The sequence below is a fragment of the Paenibacillus sp. J22R232 genome, from assembly GCF_056269165.1.
In genome coordinates this window covers 1-18,145 of the sequence record NZ_JBWDNK010000017.1, presented here as the reverse complement: position 1 = coordinate 18,145, position 18,145 = coordinate 1, and the positions used below count along the sequence as shown (strand labels likewise).

The following is an 18,145-nucleotide window of genomic DNA, read 5'->3' as shown; positions in this document are numbered from 1 at the left end:
CTCCCCAATAGTTAGATTGAACGAGATTACGAAATCAGGACACATGGCTGACGAAGGGATGGCACTTCCCGCTGACGGGATGGGGCTGAATCTCCTCTACATGCTCCACGGCGATCCGCAGTTCGTCTGCCAGAAGCACCTTTTTAAGCAAATTCGCCAGCTTGTCCGCCGCCTCTCCCAGCTCCGCGCCGCTGCTTTGGCTACCTGCAATACGGAGGCGGAATTCATAATGCGTCTCCTGAACGAGCTGGAACTGCCTGACCCCAAGATCCGTTTCCAGCCACTCGTAGAATCCGTCAAGATAACGCAGTACGGCGGACTGCACCTCTCTGCCGGGAAGCTTGATGGAGGATTGCCGGAAAGGCATCAGCGTAAGGATCGGCCCGCCGATGCCTTCGTCGCGCCTGACTCTCCCCATGTCCCCTGTCCTGTAGCGTAGGAAAGGCAGGCTGTTCATGACGAAGGAAGTAACGACCAGCTCACCCGTGTCGTCTTCGGGGACGGGCTGCAGCGTGACCGGGTCCAGCACCTCTACGTATACGAGCGATTCGTCGATGCGAAGCACGCCGTCCATGCCTGCGAAGGCGATAAGCCAGATCTCCTCCATGCCGTAATAGTCCAGCATCGGCACGCCGAAGACGCGCTCGATCTCCCTGCGCTGCCCCGGCTGCGCGTATTCCCCCCAGTTCTGCAAGGCGACGAGCGAGTCAGCGATCGGCAATCCGTTCCTTTCCACATGCATGGCAAGCTCGTACAGCCCCGAGCAGCGCCCCTGAATCAGATGCGGCTTTTCCTGCATCATCCGGTTGCCGTACAGCGTTACCATCCTGCGATCCGCTAGCAAGGCGTTGCCCAGAAGCAGCATGCGTCCGTTTGTCGGCACGCCGGCTCTTCTCCGGCTCCGCTGGATCGCTAGCCCCAAAGCCCGCTGCTCCTCCCGTGTCTTCACGCAGCGGAAGGGCGTGCCCGTGCTGCCCGAGGTATGGGAGATAAGCAACGGTTCCCGGGAGGGAAGCTCAAGCAGCTCCCGATTGGCGTTGATCGTCGCCTTGTCCATGACGGGCAGATCGCGGAAGGATGCGCCGGCACCTTGAAACCGCCGATAAAACGGATATTGCTCGACCGCCGTAGCCACGGTCCGCTCCAGTCGTTCCGCCATCACGCTTCCCGTCATGACGCCGCCTTCTCGCGAACGAACGCGACCACGGATTCCACCGTAACGAACACATGCGGCTGCAGGTCCTCGGCGTCGGTTTCGAAGCCGAACCTCTGCTCCAGCAGCGTAAGCAGCTCCAGCACATGCAGCGAATCCAAATACAGGTCGTTCAGCAGCGAATGCTCCAGCCGAATGTCCTCCGGCTGCCGCCTCAGCAGCCCCGCCATAATGTCAATGACCGTCAACTGCAACGGAGATTTCTCTTCTTCCGTAAGCATCGTACCCCTCCTCTACTTTTTCTTGAATGGCTTTCCGGTCCAGCTTGCCCGTCTTCGTACGGGGAAGCGCCGGGACGATCATAATGTCCCGGGGCCTTCCCGAGGCGGGAAGCCGCTCCCGGCAATACTCGAGCAGCTCAGTAACGGCTCTGGCATCGTCATATTCGGATACTCCCTCTTCCAGGACAACAAACGCGAAGGGGCGGCTTCCCGTTGCCGCGTCAGGCATGCCTCCCGCGGCAGCCTCTGCAACGGCGGCATGCGACAGCAACACGCTCTCCAGCGTTTCCGGATGGAACAGGTGGCCTGCTACGTTGAACGCATAGTCCGATCGGCCGGTCAAATATAGGCAGCCGTCCTCGTCCAGCCATCCTTCGTCCTTCGTTCGTAATCCGAACGGCGTCAATGCCTCAGCCGTTCGCTTTTCGTCGTTGTAGTAGCCCAGCATCACGTTATCTCCCTTGACTACGACCTCCCCCGTCTCGCCCGGAGGACATGGCTGTCCTTGGCAGTAAATGGCGAGCTCGACGCCGGGAACGGCCATCCCTGCCGAACCGGGCTTGGCTGCGAGCCAGCGCGTGGGCAGATACGTCACTCGCGGCGATGCCTCCGTCAGCCCGTAGCATGGCATGATGTCCGTCTCCGGCAGCCTGCTCTGCATCAGCAGCAGCGTATCGGGCGGCATCGCCGCACCGACGACGATCAGCTTCCGCAAGCTTCGGCAATCCTCCGCCTGCCACTTGGCGGATTTAGCAAGCGGCAGCATGACAGCAGGCACGGTGCATAGAAACGTGGGCCGATGCTCCCGGATCGCAGAAATGAGCTGCAACGGATGGGTCAAGCCTGGCGCGAGAGCAATGTTCATTCCCGCATGCAGCGCAAGCAGCCATTCGCCCGTTACCGTCGAGCAGTAGCCCAGCGACTTCGTAATGAGCACGCTGTCGCTTTCCCCCAGCTCCAGGCTTTGCATGATGGACCGGACGTTGGACCACATATTGCGAAGGCTCAGCATAATGCCCTTAGGCGTGCCTGTGGAGCCGGAGCTCATGAAGATGAACGCCGTATCATGCGGCGGTATATACCGGCGCGTTCGTTCCGGCAGCCCGTGCGCCCGGTCTTGCGTCGCCGGCATCAAGGCTTCATCGGTTTCACCGTTTACAAGCAGCCTTCCTTGTCCCGCAAGCGAGGCCCAACCTTCCGGCTGCCGCGAAACAGGGAGCAACGACGGGCTATAGAGGAAAAGCTCGGCCTCCAGCCCGTCCAGCAGCGCTGGTATTTCCGCGAAGGCGGAAGCCGCATGAAGCGGGGCCGGTATGCCATCCGCCAGCGTAACGGCCATGATGGCACGGAAGCAAGCCGGGGAAGGCGTCATCCAGATGGGCGCGATAAACCTTGCCGGAAGCCTCAGGCTTCGAAGACGCTCCGCCATAAGCAGCGCATCCCGGTAAAGCTCGTCGAAACCCATATAGCGGCGTACGCCATCCAAGTCGTAGAACATGCCGCGATCCGCTCTCGCGGTATCCTGCAGCCACTCGGCAAACGAAATCGGTATCGTGCTCATGCCGGCAACTCCCTCTTGGACAATTCGAGCGGCAGATCCGAAGACAGTAACCCGTCTTCGAGGTTTTCCGCTTCCGGGATACGGCTTTGGCGACTAAGCATCGCAAGGTAAGGCGCGCTTCCGCGCTTCAACAGCTCGGCATGACTGCCCTTATCCGTCACTTCCCCCGCTTCCATTACATAGATGACGTCGGCCTCTTCCACGGTTTGCAGCCTGTGCGTGGACATCAGCGTCGTTTTCCCTTTCATCAGCTCGGCCAAAGCCTGCAGCACCTGTCCCTCCGTCCCCCGATCAAGCGCCGAGGTTGGCTCGTCCAGTATTAGCAGCTCTGGCCGCTGCAGGAATACTCTGGCGATGGCGACCCGCTGCCGCTGTCCTCCCGACAATCCGTCGCCCCGATGGCCCAATATCGTAGCCAGCCCGGCGGGCTGGCTGTCGATCCATGACCCTAAGTCCGCCTTGCAGGCAGCCTCGTAAATCTCCTCATCCGTAGCGTCCAGCCGTCCGATCGCGATATTATCGCGGATGCTGCCCGCGAACAGAAAGCTCTCCTGGAATACCACTCCGATCCGGCGATTGAGAAACTCCCTTGACCATGCGGTATGCGGCACGCCTCCAAGCCGGATTACGCCGTTCTCTACCGGCATGAAGCCGAGGATCGCGCGGAACAACGTGCTTTTGCCCGAGCCGCTTCGGCCGACGAACGCGGCCGTCTGCCCCTCCTTCAGAGCAAAGTCCACGCCGTCCAATATCATCCGTTCCCCGCCTGCAACCGTCAGACCCGCAGCCTCGACAGACGGCAGCCAAGGTTGTCCCTTCGCTTCTGCCGCAACGCCTTCCCGGGGCATCGGCTCCTCTGGCGAGCAGAGAAATTCCTCGATTCGCTTCATGGCCACCTCTCCGCCCTGGAGCTCCCCCACGAAGTGGTTCATGGCCTGCACGGGTGCAAGCGCATTGTTTAAATATTGAACCAAAGCGACGAGCATGCCGATCGTCATCGTTCCGTCCAGCACCCTGCCGGAGCCGAAGCCGTAGACGACCACGACGATTCCGCTTACCGCGAGCGAGCCTGAATATGCCGACAGTACCCGGTACAGCGTATCCTTTACGCTAGCTCCCACCAGATTGCGGTAGCGGGCTTCGTTTCGTTCCCGCTCCCATCGTTCCAGTCCGTGAACGCGAATCTCCCGCGAGCCCTCGATGCTTTCGTACAAATACGTGCCGATTTCCTCGTTGTGCGCCCTGACCGCGCCCGTGTGGCGCATAATGAGCGAACGGAACACCCGGGGAATCGCCAGCAGAATGGGGATAACCGCGAGTGCCGCTAGCGCAAGTTGCCAATCGAGGTAAAAAATGACCGCGAGCGCGAAAATCAGCGTGTACCACTGGGTGAGCAGCTCCTTGACCACATGGTTCAGAAAGTTGCCCATCGTTGCGGTGTCCATGCCCATCAACGCAGAATATTTGCCTGCGCCATGCCGTTCGATCTCGGCCATCGGCAATCGGCGCAGATGCGCCAGGATAACTTCGCGCAGGTCCAGCGTATGCCGGATGCCCAAGTACCGGAACATGGCAGCTTGAACGGTCCCAAGCAGCATGGAGCCGATCGCGAGTCCTCCCGAAGCGAGCAGCAGAGGAGCGAGCAGCTCCCTTTCGCCTCCCGTCAAAACCCGGTCGATCAGCATCAGGAAAAGGTACGGCTGCACCAAGCTGCAGGTTAGGCTCAGCAAGGCACAAGCATATGCTGCTGCCGTGAGCGGCCAACGAATGCGGACATAAGGCGCCAGACGCATAAACAATTTAATGCTCTGCATAAGCGTTCCTCCCCGCATAATGGCTAGCAATCGGTTTGACGAGCGGCATCCATTCCGTAAGAGGCGTCTCGGATCGAGTTGTTACGATTCGCAGAAGGGATTGCTCAAGGAATGGCAGCTGCCGCAAATGCTCCAGCCGATACAGCCTTCCCAGCTGCGGCAGGCTTTGCCCCATCATCGCGACGACGTTCATCTGCTCCGGTTCGCTGATTACCGATGCCGCGGCGAGCTCGGCCTCCCGGACGACTGCCGGGAATATGTTCCGGTAGTCATACCTTTCCGCCGATGCCGCAGCCTGCCGGGACATGCGTCTCCGCAAGCCGTCGTCCATAAGCAGCGACAGGACTGCTTTCGAAGCCTGGCACTCGTCCACGACAGGGCTTGGCCCAATCCATTCGCAAGGAACCAGCAAGCCATCCTCCCCGTCGTTCACTACGTCGCGGAACCCATTCCAGCCCGCGCAGACGACGGGTACTCCCCATGCTTTCGCTTCCAGCAGGTTGTAACCGAACGTCTCTCCGGGATCCGTCGAGACGTTGACGAGCACATCGGTTTCCGCGAATAAGGACTCCTTGACTTCCCCTTCAACAGCGTTTGCGAAAATAACGTGACGGTCTAATTCAAGGCTCGAAACCAACCCTGTGATTAACGCTTCATAGCCTTCGATTTGCGCCCTATCCCTCCCGGTATACTCCCCTGCAACGGTCAGTCTGGCATCCGGCATTGCGTCGCGCACGGCAGCGAACATCCGCAGCAGCAGCTCAATGTTTTTTACGTCCTCCAGCCGCCCTATGGACAACAGTCTTCGCCCGTTCCTTCGTCCGAGCGCCTCCTCTACCTTGCTCCAATCTCTTCGTTCTATAGCCAGCGGCATAACCTTGGCCAGCCGGTAGCGAGGAGAAATTCGGCACAACGCGTCCTTGCTGCTCGGCGTCGAGCATAACAGAACGTCCCGTTCGCTCAGGAACGGGGCAATGCCCAGCCATTGCCGCAGCCAATGCTCGGAGGCCACCGAATGTGCGATAAACAAGAAGCCCAGATCGATGCCGCCCGCTGTCCTGCCCATGAACAGATAGGGGACAAGGGCCGGAATGTTCAGATACAAGGTCTGCACGTCATAATGATTCCGCAGCTCCAGAAGCCCCTCCGACATACGCCGCAGCGACTTCGGCCACTCCCGAACGAATCGTTCAACCGAGCCGCCGAAGAGACGGTACAGCATAAGCGGGGGAATCGGCACCAGCTCGGCATGCTGCCCCAAATAACGGACCCAATTGGAGTCGATTGCCCGCTCGTTCACCATTCTCGCCGAGCCGGAGGAATAACCGATACGGAGCTTCTTATACGACCCGCTCATGCCCTGCCGCCTCCCATCGTTCGAATAGCGTCCATAACGCGCTCCGAATGTCTCGCTCCAGCTCAGCCAGCCTAGCGAGCTTCGCCCGCGCATCGGTCAGCTTGGCATGGTTGCCAAGCACGCCGAGCCTCACGATGACCAGCACGATGTTTTCCCATTTGACGAGCAGTTGATCCAGCATTTCCAGAACCGGTGCCCCATCCCCGCCGCCTGTATCTGCCAAATAACGGGCCGCTTCGCCGAGACCCTTCCAGCGCTTCGCAATGACCCCCACTTGCCCGATACTGGCATACAGCTTCGCCGCCGTATAGTTCGGAGTACCGTTCTCAATGTGGCGCAAATAGTCATCTACGCCCTGTATCAACGGACTCGTACCCCTATCGAAATGCATGCGGAACGCCTCTCCCGCAACAAACCGGCTAGGCTCCGATGCTTTGTCCAAGCGAATCGTAATGCCTGAGCTCAGCCCCCCGCAAGTAAAGGCTTCGTAAAGCACCGAACGCGTGACCTCCCCCTCCCAACCGAAGAAAGGATCGACCGCACGCAAGCCGCCATCCTGGCCATGCTCCACGATGAGCATATGCGGCATGTGCTTCAGCCCGTAGCAAATCGCGGAATGCGGCATGTAATACAGATCAACGAGCGCAATAACGGATACCGTCTCCCCCGCCTCCGACAACTCTTCCTCCAGCCGCGCGAACTTCCGCTCCTTCTCCCATTCCGGCTCCAGCCAGCGAGTCAGGCACGGTCCATATAACTGCTCGAACCGCCGCAGGTCGATATCGGGATCGATCTCCTCCGAATAGTAGGAAAACCCGTCTTCACCCGCAATGAACGGAGCATTCCAGACGCCTAGGTAGATGGGACGCGGGTCCATACCTGTCCGCTTCCGAACAAGGTGAGCCAAACAATCCAATAAGCAATGAATCGGCGGACCGCTCATGCGGTACCCTCCCCTCTTTTGGCGCGTATGCTGTCCGCCAGTCCCCCCAACGTCCCGACGACCTCGGATCGCAGCTCTCCGTCGGGTAGCGACAATCCGTACCGCTGCTCCACGCGAAGGATTAGATTAATCATGACAAACGAGTCCACGCCAGCATGCTCCAGCAGGTCATTCTCACCGATTCGTCCCGCAAGCCCAGCATCATCGATTAGCTCCGCAATGTCTTCCCGCAGGCTATTCATAATGCCCTCTCGTTCTTCTTCCCGTTCCATGCCTGCCATTATCACTCACGCCCCCCATGCTCGTATCCGGTTCCTTCTTCACATGACAACGGGCCGTCAGCTTCGATAAGCAGGAGAAGCAAGCGCCCCTTTTAGCCCTTCCACAACCTCAAGTACCGCTTCCTCATTCATGCCGATGTGCATGGGCAAGGACAGTATGCGCTCCGAACAGAATTCCGCGATCTGAAAGTCTCCCTGCTTGTATCCTAAATAGCGGAACGCCGGCAGAAGATGTACGGGAAGCGGATATTGCACCGCGGTCAAGATGCCTTTCTTCTGCAAATAACGCCGAGCGTTGTCCCTTGCCTCCGCAGGCAATCTCACCACGTACAGATGAAACACATGGCTGTCATCGCCTCGGTGCGCAGGCAGTACGATTCCGTCGACCTCGCCCAAATAGCGTTCGTAAAGCCCCGCTATCCGCCTGCGATGCGCCGACCATTCGTCCAGCCGCTCCAACTTCAGGCTCAGCGCAAGCGCCTGCAACGCATCCAGCCGGCTGTTGTAGCCCGGTATGTCATGCGTATACCGCGTCTCTCCGCCGTGATTGCGCAGCTTTCGAACGGTCGACAGCAGCGATTCATCCGAGGTGACGATAGCTCCTCCGTCGCCGAGCGCCCCTAAGTTTTTGTCCGGATAAAAGCTGAAGCAGCCCGCATCGCCCCTGCTACCTGCGGGCATGCCGCCAATTCTCGCTCCCGCAGCCTGTGCGCTGTCTTCCACAATAGCGATACCCCGCTCCCGCACAAGCGAGATCCATGGCGACATATCCACCATCTGACCGTATAAATGTACGGGAATGACGGCTTTCGTGCGTGGAGTCAGCTTCTCCATCAGACTCTCCGGATCGATGAGATAGTTTCCCAAGTCGCAGTCCGCAAGCACTGGCGTCGCTCCCGTATGATGAATCGCCTCGGCGGTCGCGACAAACGTGTTGGCTGCCGTGACTACCTCGTCTCCCGGCCCTATACCGAGCGCCTTGAGCGTCAGGAACAGTGCATCGGTTCCATTGCCGACGCCAGCCGCGTGCGACGCTCCGGAATATCTGGCGAATGCCCCTTCGAATGCCGTGACCGGCTGCCCGCCGACGAAGACGCCCTTCGCGGCCAATTGTCCTGCTGCGGCAAACCACTCTTCCTTAATTTGTTCAAATTCCAACTGCGGTCCCGCGAACAATATCCCCATACATTCCCTCCTTGTTAGACTGCTCCCTGCGTAAGCGGCTTATCTCCGGCAGCCAAGCGATGCCCGGAATCTCCCTGTGCGGCAGACGCTCTGATTTCGTCCATGACGATCATGCCTTCAATGGCCTCCTCCAACGTAACGGCAAGCTCTCCCTCTCCGGAGAGCTTGGCAGCGAACGAGCCATAAATATGGCGCACCGCGTCCATGTCTCCCCGATAGCTCTTCTTGCCGGAAAATGAAGAGGGAAGGGTGCTTGGCGGCTCGTTCGCCAGCTGCAGGACGGCTTCGCCCTGCCCTGTGATCCGGAGGGTTCCAAACTCCCCTCCGACGATCCACTGCGGATCAGCCGCGTGGGAACCGAAGTGGATGTTAAGCATAAGCAATATGCCGTTATCCAGCTCAAGATGGGCCGTTACGCAATCCTCCGCGTCTCCCTTTCCGAGGCGCAGGCGATGGATCATCGCTGTCATGCTTGTCCGACTTCCGAGCTTGAGATGAAGCAGCTGGTCGATCAGGTGAACGCCCCAATCCAGCAGCGCCCCCCCGCCATAGGCGCTCTCCTCCCGCCAGGAAGGCCGGAACGACTGTACGCCAAACGAGGCTCCGGACCCGAATTGATGATGCCGCCGTTCAACGAATTGGATCCTGCCGAGCACGCCGCTCTGAAGCACCTCATTTAGGGTTGCCATCGCGGGGTCGAACCGTTTGTTGTGAAATACCGTGACGATCCCGCCATGCTTATGGGACAGCTCACGCAGCAGCATCGCTTCTTCCGCGTTGACGGTCACCGGCTTCTCGACGAGCACATGCTTGCCGCGGCGCAGCACCTCTGACGCAATCGCGTAGTGGCTGCGCGGTGGCGTGGCTATCAGTACCGCGTCCGTCTCGCCGTCCAGAAGCTCATCGAGCCCCTCCCAAGCGGTCAAGCCTCTGCGCTCCGCCAGCTCCCGCCTTTGCTGCGTCAGATCGAATACGCCGCAGATGCGATATTCCTGCATTTTCCTCAGAAGCGGCAGATGGGTTAGCTCGACGATGCGACCAAATCCCGCAATCCCCAGGTTAACCTGCTTCATCGGAGGGCGGCTCCCGAAATTTGTAGGGAAATAACAAAATCCGTCAAGCTGCCGACCGTCGCGAACACGCTGGGATCGACGTCATCTTCGGGAAAAGCCACTTCAAAATATTCTTCTATATACACGGCAAGCTGCAAAATCATAATGGAATCCAGATTCAAATCCTCGTTCAGCCTATCCGTTTCGTTTAGCTCAGCGGGGGCTGCGACATCCAGCTCCTCCGCGATAACCTTGCGGAGCCCTTCTACAATGCGATTGCGTTCCATTATTGTTCCTCCTCCCATTTACGAAGCCATCTTCTGCTTATTTTTCCCGACGACTTGCGCGGGATTTCATCCACGAGCCGCACGGCGCTCGGAACCTTGTAGCCGGGCAGCAGCTTCGAACACTCGGCCCGGACCGCTTCCGCGCCGATCTTACCGTCGGCCACGATCATTGCCTTAACTGTCTCCCCGCACACGGAGTGCGCAGCTCCGTACACGACCACCTCCCTCACGCCATCCATTCCGGCAATCGCCCTCTCCACCTCGCTAGGCATAACCTTCTGCCCCGACACATTGATCAAATCATCCAGCCTGCCCAGCACCCGAAGTTCGCCTCCTGCCGTTACGGCGCCGATATCCCCCGTCCTCACTATCTGCGTACCGCTTCTTGCCACGAGTTCTTCCGCGGCGCCTTCGGTTGAGGCCGCGCCTTCGCCATGCTCCGCCGGTAGACTCTCCGCTCTGACATGCAGATGGGCCAGCGGCCGCCCCGCCTCGTCGGGCCGCTCCGGCCCTGCCTTAAGAGAGATGCAGCCGACCTCGGAGCAGCCATACTGCTGCCATACCTCGCCCGCCGTCACCCTCAGCCTCGCCAGCATGCTTTCGGTCAAGGGAGCACCGGAGGTGATTGCCTTCCGGTAACGAACCTCGCCTTTGCTAAGCGAATCCATGAGACCGTATAAGAAAGGAACCGCATAGACGATACTGTCCGGATTATCACGGATATGGCGCAATGCGGCTTTCGGATTCCGGGTTTGGACGACATGCGGGATATCCTCCCTCGCCCAAGCAGCCAGCACGCCCGTAATAAGGCCGTATGAATGGGACACCGGCACAAGCACAAGCGGAGGTTCCCCGCCTCCCGCTGCAAGCGCGCTATTGTAGCTTAACGTTTCCCATGCTATATCGGACCAAGCTCGGCTGATTAGCTTCGGATCGCCGGTCGTGCCCGAGCTGAACTGCAGCAGCGAGGGCTCAAATTGCCTCTCTCCCGCTGCCGCAGCCCTAATGATCGTTGAGCGGCTTGCACCTTGTCCCGGCACCCTGAGCCCGTGCTCCGGAAACTCCAAAGTAAGCGCTTGCAGTGGCGCGTCTAAAAGCAACGCCCGGCAGCCTGCATTCGCCGCCATCGTCGCCGCTTCGTCGGCCGGCGTGTCTCCGTGAAGCAGCAGCGCCGAGGCATGATGCTCGCGGAAGTAAATGACCGCAGCCAAAATATCTACCGGATCACGCAGCCGGATCGCGTACCGGTGCCCTTCGGGCGAGCGGCATGGCCCCAGTTCCCCGATTACCCGCATCCGCGAGGCGAACTGCGCTTTGCTCCAGGTATTGCCGTCTACTTTCAGCATGGGATCCATCGAGCAACAACTCCTTTTTCTTACGATTCTAGGGTTGTCTACCTTCTTATTCAATATATAATTCTTCAGAATGTGCGCCATTTTTCAGGATTGGCGAGGCGTCCCGGATACAACCGACACCTATCGACGGGACTTCCCATTTTTCGATCGGATATTCGATTCCGTTTTGCACAGCCAGCCATGGATGCCAGCGCATCTTGTGCTCATTTGCGCACAAGAAATCGCCTACGCAGTCCTTAACAGCGAACATGCATGCAATGCGTCATTTTTTACCATAATAACGCGAACAGCAACAATAACGGTTTTAGTTTCGTTGTTATTATTTGAAAAACAAAATAAACGACACCAAGGAGATTAAACAAAATGAAAAAAAACTACTTCGCTTTTATGCTCGTTATTGCGCTAGGATTGGCGCTGACTGCCTGCTCGGATGCCGGCTCGAATAATACCGCAGGCGGTAACAGCTCAACGAATAAAGAGCAAGCCGCCGTTACGACGAAAACAACCAAAGAAATCGTGGACGGCATGCTGGCTACCATCGAGCAGCCTGCGTTAATCGAAATGACCGGCGATATGGTGAAACAAATGTTCTATGTCGACCCCGCGCTGTTGGAAGAATATACAATCATGTCCCCGATGATGAATGTAAAAACCAATGAAATTGCCTTATTCAAAGTGAAGGACGCCAAGGATATCGCAGCCGTTGAAGAAGGCGTGAAAAAACGTGCCTCCGACGTGCAAAAAACGTTCGAAACGTATCTGCAGGATCAATATGAAAATGCTAAAAACTATAAGCTCGTCACGAAAGGCAACTACGTATTATTCGTTATTTCCGAAGAAGCTGATCAATTCCTTGCTGCCTTCGATACGTATTTCGAGCAAAAATAACAAGTATGGTATTCAGCAGCCTACTGTTTCTCTTTCTATTCCTTCCTGCCGTGCTGCTGCTCTATTTCGTGTCCCCATGGCGAATCAAAAATCTTGTTTTGTTCGCGACAAGCCTTGTCTTCTACGCATGGGGCGAACCCGTATACATTGCAATCATGCTGCTCTCTACGGTTACGGACTTCAGCTTTGGACTGCTGCTCAGCAATCCGAAGCGCAGCAGCCCGCAGCGGAAATGGATCGTTGTCGCCTCGATCATCGTCAATTTAAGCTTACTTGGGTATTTCAAATATGCCGATTTCCTCATTCAGAACGTCAACGGCTTGCTCGGCACGCAAATTCCTTTAACCGAGCTAGCGCTGCCAATCGGTATTTCCTTCTATACGTTTCAATCGATGTCCTACATTATTGACGTCTATAGGGGAACGGCCAAAGCACAGCGCAACTGGCTCGACTTCGGCACCTTCGTCGCTTTGTTCCCTCAGCTTGTCGCGGGACCCATCGTGCAATATTCGACGATTGCCGAGCAGCTTCGCCATCGTACCGTCAACACAGAGCTGTTTGCGGAAGGCGTAAGGCGCTTTATTATCGGATTAGCCAAAAAAGTACTGTTAGCGAACAATATTGGCTTATTGTGGAATACCATTTCCGGCACGGGTGCAGATACGCTTCCCGCCACTACCGCTTGGCTCGGCATTATTGCGTTTGCTTTTCAAATCTATTTCGATTTCAGCGGATATTCGGATATGGCGATCGGGCTCGGCATGATGTTCGGCTTCCGTTTCAATGAAAACTTTAACCGCCCCTATACGGCCCAAAGCATCACCGACTTTTGGAGGCGCTGGCATATATCGCTTAGCACCTGGTTCAGGGACTACCTATACATTCCATTAGGCGGAAACCGCAAAGGCCCTTGGAAGCAGCTTCGCAACATTATGATCGTCTGGCTGCTCACCGGGATCTGGCATGGGGCAAGCTGGAACTTCCTGCTTTGGGGCTTATATTTCGGGGTCGTGCTCGTTTTGGAGAAATGGTTCGCGTTGAAGCTTCTGCTGCGAATACCTGCTTGGGTCCGGCATGTCTATGCGCTGCTTCTTATCCTAATCGGCTGGGTATTTTTCGCCTTTGAGGATTTACCGGCGATGGGTGCGTATTTTGCCGCCATGTTCGGCATGAATCATCAGCCTATGTGGAACAATGAGTCGCTGTATCTGTTATATACTAACGCTATTTTGCTCGTCTTATTGGTCATTGCGTCTTTGCCGCAGCGCCGGGAAAAACCCGGTTTGAGGCCGGTCATCCAGCTTGGCTGGCACGCGATGCTTTTCTTCATGTCAGTGGCTTATTTAGTCGATGCTACATTTAATCCATTCTTGTATTTCAGGTTTTAACGAACATGGAAGGAGGCTGTTCCCATTGAGCAGGATCGCGGATCGCGTATACGTGTGGGGCTTCGTCGGCCTTTTGTTCACAATGTCATTATTGTTCTTTCTATTGCCGATCCAAGCGTTCTCTGATGTGGAGAACCGTACGCTGCAAAAAGCGCCTAAGCTTACCTGGGACAATCTGTGGTCCAAAACATTCTCAGACGAATCGGAAAGCTACGTTACCGACCATTTTCCATTCCGCAACCAATTTGTGTGGACAAAGTCTATGCTTGAGCAGCTGCGGCTCCAGCAGGAAAACAACGGCATCTACAAAGGGACGGACGGTTATCTATTCGAAAAGCTAAGCGCGCCTGCTTATGCGGAAATAAAGGAATACGCCGCTGCGGTACAGCTGTATGCGCAGAATCACCCGAATGCCAATATGACGTTCATGCTTGTCCCCACCTCGATTGGATTGTATCCAGAGCGGTTGCCATGGCTCGCTGAGGCATATCCGCAGGACGAGGTCAATCGCTTTATCGGCAAACAGGTGCAAGGCAGCATGGCCTTTATGGACGGCTTTGATTTGCTCGGCAGCGCAGCAAGCTCTGACAAACCTATTTATTATAAAACAGACCACCACTGGACTACCTATGGCGCTTATCTAGCCTATGCGGCATATGCCAAGCAGATGGGCTGGACGCCGGCTGCCGAGAGCGACTTTGCCATTGAAACGATTACAGATTCGTTTCTTGGCAGCTACCATACGCGCAGCCAGTTCAGCGGCGTGAAGCCGGATTCCATTGAAGCCTATAAGGACAAGAGCGGCATCCAAACCGAAATGTATATTGCCGACACGGACCAAACGGTCAACAGCATGTACGATGCAAGCTTTTTGGCGAAAAAAGATAAGTATTCGTATTTCCTTGGCGGCGTTCATGCGCTAATGACTTTGCACAGCGATCTTCCCGCTAACCGGGTTCAGCTGGATAAGATGCTCGTCATTAAAGACTCTTACGCCCATAGCTTCCTGCCATTTCTGACACTGCATGTGCGGGATATCCATGTCATTGACATTCGCTACTATAACGGCAGCATCAGTGACTATATGGCGGAGAATGGCATTGAGGATGTACTGATGCTTTTCAATACGACAACGTTTATTGGCGAGCGCAACCTGCTCAAATTGAAATATTAAAGCAAACAGCGGCAGCCTCGGTTTTTTTTCCAAACCAAGACTGCCGCTGTTTTGTCGGTCAATGCTTTCCTATTTGGCCTTCTGCTCCCCGTACGTTACTCCGCTAACCGTGCTTCCGTTTTCGATAAGAAATGGTCCACTGCTTCAATGATGTCTATGTTCATCCGATCGGCTAAGATTGTCAGCCACCAAATGCACTCGCCAAGCTTATGCTCCAGCTCCAAGGCGGGTTCTCCGCTTTTTGGCCAGCGCCCCTGCTGAGACATCGTCAGCCTCCCCACCAATCCGGCGTCTGTCAAAAAAGCCAACGCATCTTCTTCGATTGTCCATTCCGTTCCATGATGCGCTTTTTCCAAAGCATGATATTTTTTTCTAATTTGAACGGAACGTTCAACTGCTTCCGTGAATGCCATCTGCTTCATCCTCTTTCTTTTCTATCGTAAAAAATAGGAATGCTGAGCGAACATACTCACTCTCACTCCTATCTCCAATATACAACTCTTAATAAGACAACTGTATGTCATATTATAAGAAGAAACGCCTGACGGCGTCCTTACAATAAAAGCCATCGTTTTGGAGAAACGTATAGAGAAAGCTTGAACAAAATCATAGCCTTTCCTATGCGTCAACCGTAAAAGGCCGCCGCCGTCCTCTGTGGCTAAAGCAGTCGTTTCGCTGAGACAAATAAGCGCATTTATGTGTGAAACATATAAATGCTTTTATATTGAAAAAGACTAGCCATTATTCTTCGCGAAAGGCTGCCAACCGTTAGCCTTAAGTTTCGCGATATACGATTCTACAGGTATGTTCTCCAACTCGATGACTAGCGGAGACAAGGAGACCCAGCATTCATCAGAGGCATAATTCATCGTGATTTTGACCACTTCGTAGCCATTGTGATAATCAGGGTCAAAGCCTGGATCATGGATGATATCCCCTTGCATGGGACGATGGGCGGATTCGAATGTTTTCACGAGCGATGCGTGGACATTACTCTCATATTGCTGGGTAACGGAAGAAACGAAAATGAGTAAATTTATTTTCATAGCAGCCCCTTCCTTTTCCATTTATTTAAATAGTTTATCATTATTTTTTAATGGCCGTTACGATTTTTGAATAAATCGATCTAATCTCAATTACGAATAATAGTTTGTCGAATAATGGCATAAAAACAACAATGTTTGGAAAATGTTCAGTGAAGTTTTGATATACTGCAGCGTATGGTTTCAAGCAGTCAAATTCATTGAAGAGGTGAGCTACTTAATGTCAGGCATCCAGCGTTCAAGAGCACTTGCAACGAAAACAACAACCGCATTTCTCAGTCTCCTGCTCCTTTGGAGCATCCTGCTGCCAGCTGCGGAATACGCAGGCGCAGAACCGAGTCCCCTTCCTCCTGTACAGGATGATTGGATTCCGATTGATGGAGGAGATTCTGTCAATTACGATTCTAATCGTTCCGCACGCGACCCACAATTAACGGAATGGAACAACAAACTCTATGCGATTTGGAACGAAGTGTACTTCGATCAAGATACATACACGAATGCGAGTCAAGTGAGAGTCAAAACCTGGGATGGGCAGCAATGGTTATCGGCTGATGACGGCGCAGCGCTGAATAGCGACCCAACTCAAACGGTTATGAATACCTCTATGGCTGTATTCCAAAACAAGCTCTACGCGATTTGGAGCGAACAAGATCCTAATTCTGGCGCGTACTCCGTCCAGCTTCGAGTATTCGACGGAACGAGCTGGGCACCGCTTACAGGTGGAGCGCTTCTTAGCGGCAGCGGGAGAAGCACGACGATTATTGCTTACCAAGATCACCTGTACGCTTCATGGACTGGGAGCAACGGAAAGCTGCAAATCAAAAAATTCGACGGGAATACATGGACAACAGATGCTGCTGATATCGCCTTAACCGGAAGTGGCGAAGCATTTGCCCCACAAATGGCCATCTATTCCGACAAGCTTTATTTGACATGGTTCGAATATGCTCCAACGGGTACTCATATCGCCGTATTTCAAAAATCAGGCAGCTCCGCGTGGGCAAATGTTTCCGGTTCGACTGGGATTAGCGAAACAAACTTATCCGTTGCTAGCCCGGTGCTGGCCGTATTTAAAGATTCCTTATATGTGCTTTGGAGAGACGGCAAAAACAAATATCTTCAAATGAAAAGCTTCGACGGCACAAGTTGGACTACGGTTGGCAGCGGAACGCTTGATCCCGCGATCGTAAACAATGCGCAGAATCCGCAAATGACCGCTGATAATAATCAATTAATAGTTACTTGGGTGGATATAACGGGCTACGCGTTCCAGATTAAAGCTTTGAAGTTCGATGGCGCGAACTGGGTGCAAACGAACAGCGGGATTCCCGATACGGAAACCGGCGGCTCACCATATGTGCTTGTTAACAGCGAAAGCGGAATGTATCTGAGCTTCGTAACCAATGGCAAGCTGCGTGTCTATAAGCGAAACATTCCGGATGCACCTGCTTCTCCTGAAGCTCCTACCGGCTTAACAGCCGCCGCGGGCGATGGGAAGGTAACGCTGAATTGGTCTATAGACAGCAGCATCACAGGCTATCAGATTTATAAGGGAACGGCTAGCGGCAACTACGGAGCAACGCCTGTAGAAACGGTAGACGGAACGAGCGGCACCTACACAGTGACAGGTTTAACAAACGGCAGCAGCTATTATTTTGCCATTAAAGCCATTAAAAATGGGCTAGAGAGCGACTATTCGCAGGAAGTGAAAGCTTCACCGGGCACCATCATGCCGTCAATAACGGATGCCTGCGCCATTAGATGGATGACAGACCGTGCAGACGCACAACTAACTTGCAGCACGGATACGCTGCAAGTAGGTACCGCCGTTGAACAAGTAAGCGGCAGCCTTCAGCATAAGACGCTTGAATCCACGCTCTCCTTTGATCTTTCAGCTATGAGCGGAGCTCTGATAGATGCCAAGCTTAAGCTGTTTATTACGAACATATATAACACGACTTCGAACGCCGGCTCCCCTACGTTGAAGATCTATAAAGGGGATGCCAACTGGAAGCCTCAGGACGGAGTGGCGCCTGAACGGACATTAATCGCGACGGAAGCCCTTGCCAATTTGAACGCTTCCGATTGGCAAACGATCGATATTACTTCATTGGTAGCGGATAGCATCAGCAAGCAAGAGAACAAATTAGTACTTATTTTTGTAGGCGATGAACAGGTAGAAGCTGAACAAATGTCATTTTTTAATTTCCTTAACCTAAACGGCATGTATCCTTCTCTTGAGCTGAACGTAGACTACAACCCTCAGCCAGTTCCCGCACCTGATTTGACGGGGCTTAGCTGGACAGCGGGCGACACAGTTGGCACGACAAAACTTGCAACCGCAAGCGGAAGTGAAGCCTTGAAGTACATCGTAGCGGCA

The 18,145-nt window shown here is 54.9% G+C and carries 17 protein-coding genes; 4 read left to right on the top strand and 13 right to left on the bottom strand.

Annotated elements, in window-relative coordinates; genetic code table 11:
• Window positions 1-34: 34 nt before the first annotated feature.
• Genes AC0YN3_RS28535 through AC0YN3_RS28485 form a run of 11 tightly spaced genes read right to left on the bottom strand, consistent with a single transcriptional unit; the run spans window position 35 to window position 11,269 of the window.
• Complete coding sequence (locus tag AC0YN3_RS28535) at window positions 35-1,174, bottom strand: phenylacetate--CoA ligase family protein (protein WP_475778303.1); 1,140 nt, start codon at window positions 1,172-1,174, stop codon at window positions 35-37.
• Window positions 1,171-1,434, bottom strand: a complete 264-nt coding sequence (locus AC0YN3_RS28530) for an acyl carrier protein (protein ID WP_475778302.1) — start codon at window positions 1,432-1,434, stop codon at window positions 1,171-1,173. The genes AC0YN3_RS28535 and AC0YN3_RS28530 overlap by 4 nt, the downstream gene beginning before the upstream one ends.
• Complete coding sequence (locus tag AC0YN3_RS28525; RefSeq protein WP_475778301.1) at window positions 1,388-2,995, bottom strand: class I adenylate-forming enzyme family protein; 1,608 nt, start codon at window positions 2,993-2,995, stop codon at window positions 1,388-1,390. Before AC0YN3_RS28525 ends, AC0YN3_RS28530 begins: the two co-directional genes overlap by 47 nt.
• Complete coding sequence (locus AC0YN3_RS28520; protein WP_475778300.1) at window positions 2,992-4,809, bottom strand: ABC transporter ATP-binding protein; 1,818 nt, start codon at window positions 4,807-4,809, stop codon at window positions 2,992-2,994. Before AC0YN3_RS28520 ends, AC0YN3_RS28525 begins: the two co-directional genes overlap by 4 nt.
• A complete protein-coding gene (locus AC0YN3_RS28515; RefSeq protein WP_475778299.1) occupies window positions 4,796-6,166 on the bottom strand; it encodes a glycosyltransferase family 4 protein in 1,371 nt (456 codons plus the stop codon). The genes AC0YN3_RS28520 and AC0YN3_RS28515 overlap by 14 nt, the downstream gene beginning before the upstream one ends.
• Complete coding sequence (locus tag AC0YN3_RS28510; RefSeq protein WP_475778298.1) at window positions 6,150-7,109, bottom strand: DUF6005 family protein; 960 nt, start codon at window positions 7,107-7,109, stop codon at window positions 6,150-6,152. Before AC0YN3_RS28510 ends, AC0YN3_RS28515 begins: the two co-directional genes overlap by 17 nt.
• Complete coding sequence (locus tag AC0YN3_RS28505; protein ID WP_475778297.1) at window positions 7,106-7,390, bottom strand: acyl carrier protein; 285 nt, start codon at window positions 7,388-7,390, stop codon at window positions 7,106-7,108. Before AC0YN3_RS28505 ends, AC0YN3_RS28510 begins: the two co-directional genes overlap by 4 nt.
• Window positions 7,391-7,447: 57 nt before the next feature.
• A complete protein-coding gene (locus AC0YN3_RS28500; RefSeq protein WP_475778296.1) occupies window positions 7,448-8,575 on the bottom strand; it encodes a DegT/DnrJ/EryC1/StrS family aminotransferase in 1,128 nt (375 codons plus the stop codon).
• Between the two features lie 14 nt (window positions 8,576-8,589).
• Window positions 8,590-9,648 (bottom strand): Gfo/Idh/MocA family protein, encoded by a 1,059-nt coding sequence (locus tag AC0YN3_RS28495; protein WP_475778295.1) that lies wholly within the window; start codon window positions 9,646-9,648, stop codon window positions 8,590-8,592.
• Window positions 9,645-9,914: a phosphopantetheine-binding protein gene (locus tag AC0YN3_RS28490; RefSeq protein WP_475778294.1), complete on the bottom strand. Its 270-nt coding sequence runs from the start codon at window positions 9,912-9,914 to the stop codon at window positions 9,645-9,647. The genes AC0YN3_RS28495 and AC0YN3_RS28490 overlap by 4 nt, the downstream gene beginning before the upstream one ends.
• Entirely contained in the window at window positions 9,914-11,269 is a 1,356-nt protein-coding gene (locus AC0YN3_RS28485) for an AMP-binding protein (protein ID WP_475778293.1), read from the bottom strand. The genes AC0YN3_RS28490 and AC0YN3_RS28485 overlap by 1 nt, the downstream gene beginning before the upstream one ends.
• A gap of 363 nt (window positions 11,270-11,632) precedes the next feature.
• Here AC0YN3_RS28485 and AC0YN3_RS28480 point away from each other — a divergent pair, with 363 nt between their 5' ends.
• Genes AC0YN3_RS28480 through AC0YN3_RS28470 form a run of 3 tightly spaced genes read left to right on the top strand, consistent with a single transcriptional unit; the run spans window position 11,633 to window position 14,719 of the window.
• The gene (locus tag AC0YN3_RS28480) at window positions 11,633-12,157 is read left to right on the top strand and encodes a DUF4358 domain-containing protein (protein ID WP_475778292.1); all 525 of its coding nucleotides are present in this window, start codon (window positions 11,633-11,635) and stop codon (window positions 12,155-12,157) included.
• A gap of 5 nt (window positions 12,158-12,162) precedes the next feature.
• On the top strand, window positions 12,163-13,545 hold the full coding sequence (locus AC0YN3_RS28475) for an MBOAT family O-acyltransferase (RefSeq protein ID WP_475778291.1): 1,383 nt from the start codon (window positions 12,163-12,165) through the stop codon (window positions 13,543-13,545).
• Between the two features lie 25 nt (window positions 13,546-13,570).
• Window positions 13,571-14,719 carry a DHHW family protein gene (locus tag AC0YN3_RS28470; protein ID WP_475778290.1) on the top strand — a complete coding sequence of 383 codons (1,149 nt, stop codon included), beginning with the start codon at window positions 13,571-13,573 and terminating at the stop codon, window positions 14,717-14,719.
• Window positions 14,720-14,814: 95 nt separating this feature from the next.
• Here the strand turns inward: AC0YN3_RS28470 and AC0YN3_RS28465 are convergent, their stop codons facing one another.
• Window positions 14,815-15,132: a MazG-like protein gene (locus AC0YN3_RS28465; protein WP_475778289.1), complete on the bottom strand. Its 318-nt coding sequence runs from the start codon at window positions 15,130-15,132 to the stop codon at window positions 14,815-14,817.
• A gap of 321 nt (window positions 15,133-15,453) precedes the next feature.
• Window positions 15,454-15,765, bottom strand: coding sequence for a hypothetical protein (locus AC0YN3_RS28460; RefSeq protein ID WP_475778288.1), 312 nt, complete (start codon window positions 15,763-15,765; stop codon window positions 15,454-15,456).
• Between the two features lie 217 nt (window positions 15,766-15,982).
• On the opposite strand from AC0YN3_RS28460, the gene AC0YN3_RS28455 reads away from it, so the two are divergent.
• Window positions 15,983-18,145 (top strand): fibronectin type III domain-containing protein (locus AC0YN3_RS28455; RefSeq protein ID WP_475778287.1); only part of this gene is annotated, 2,163 nt, incomplete at its 3' end.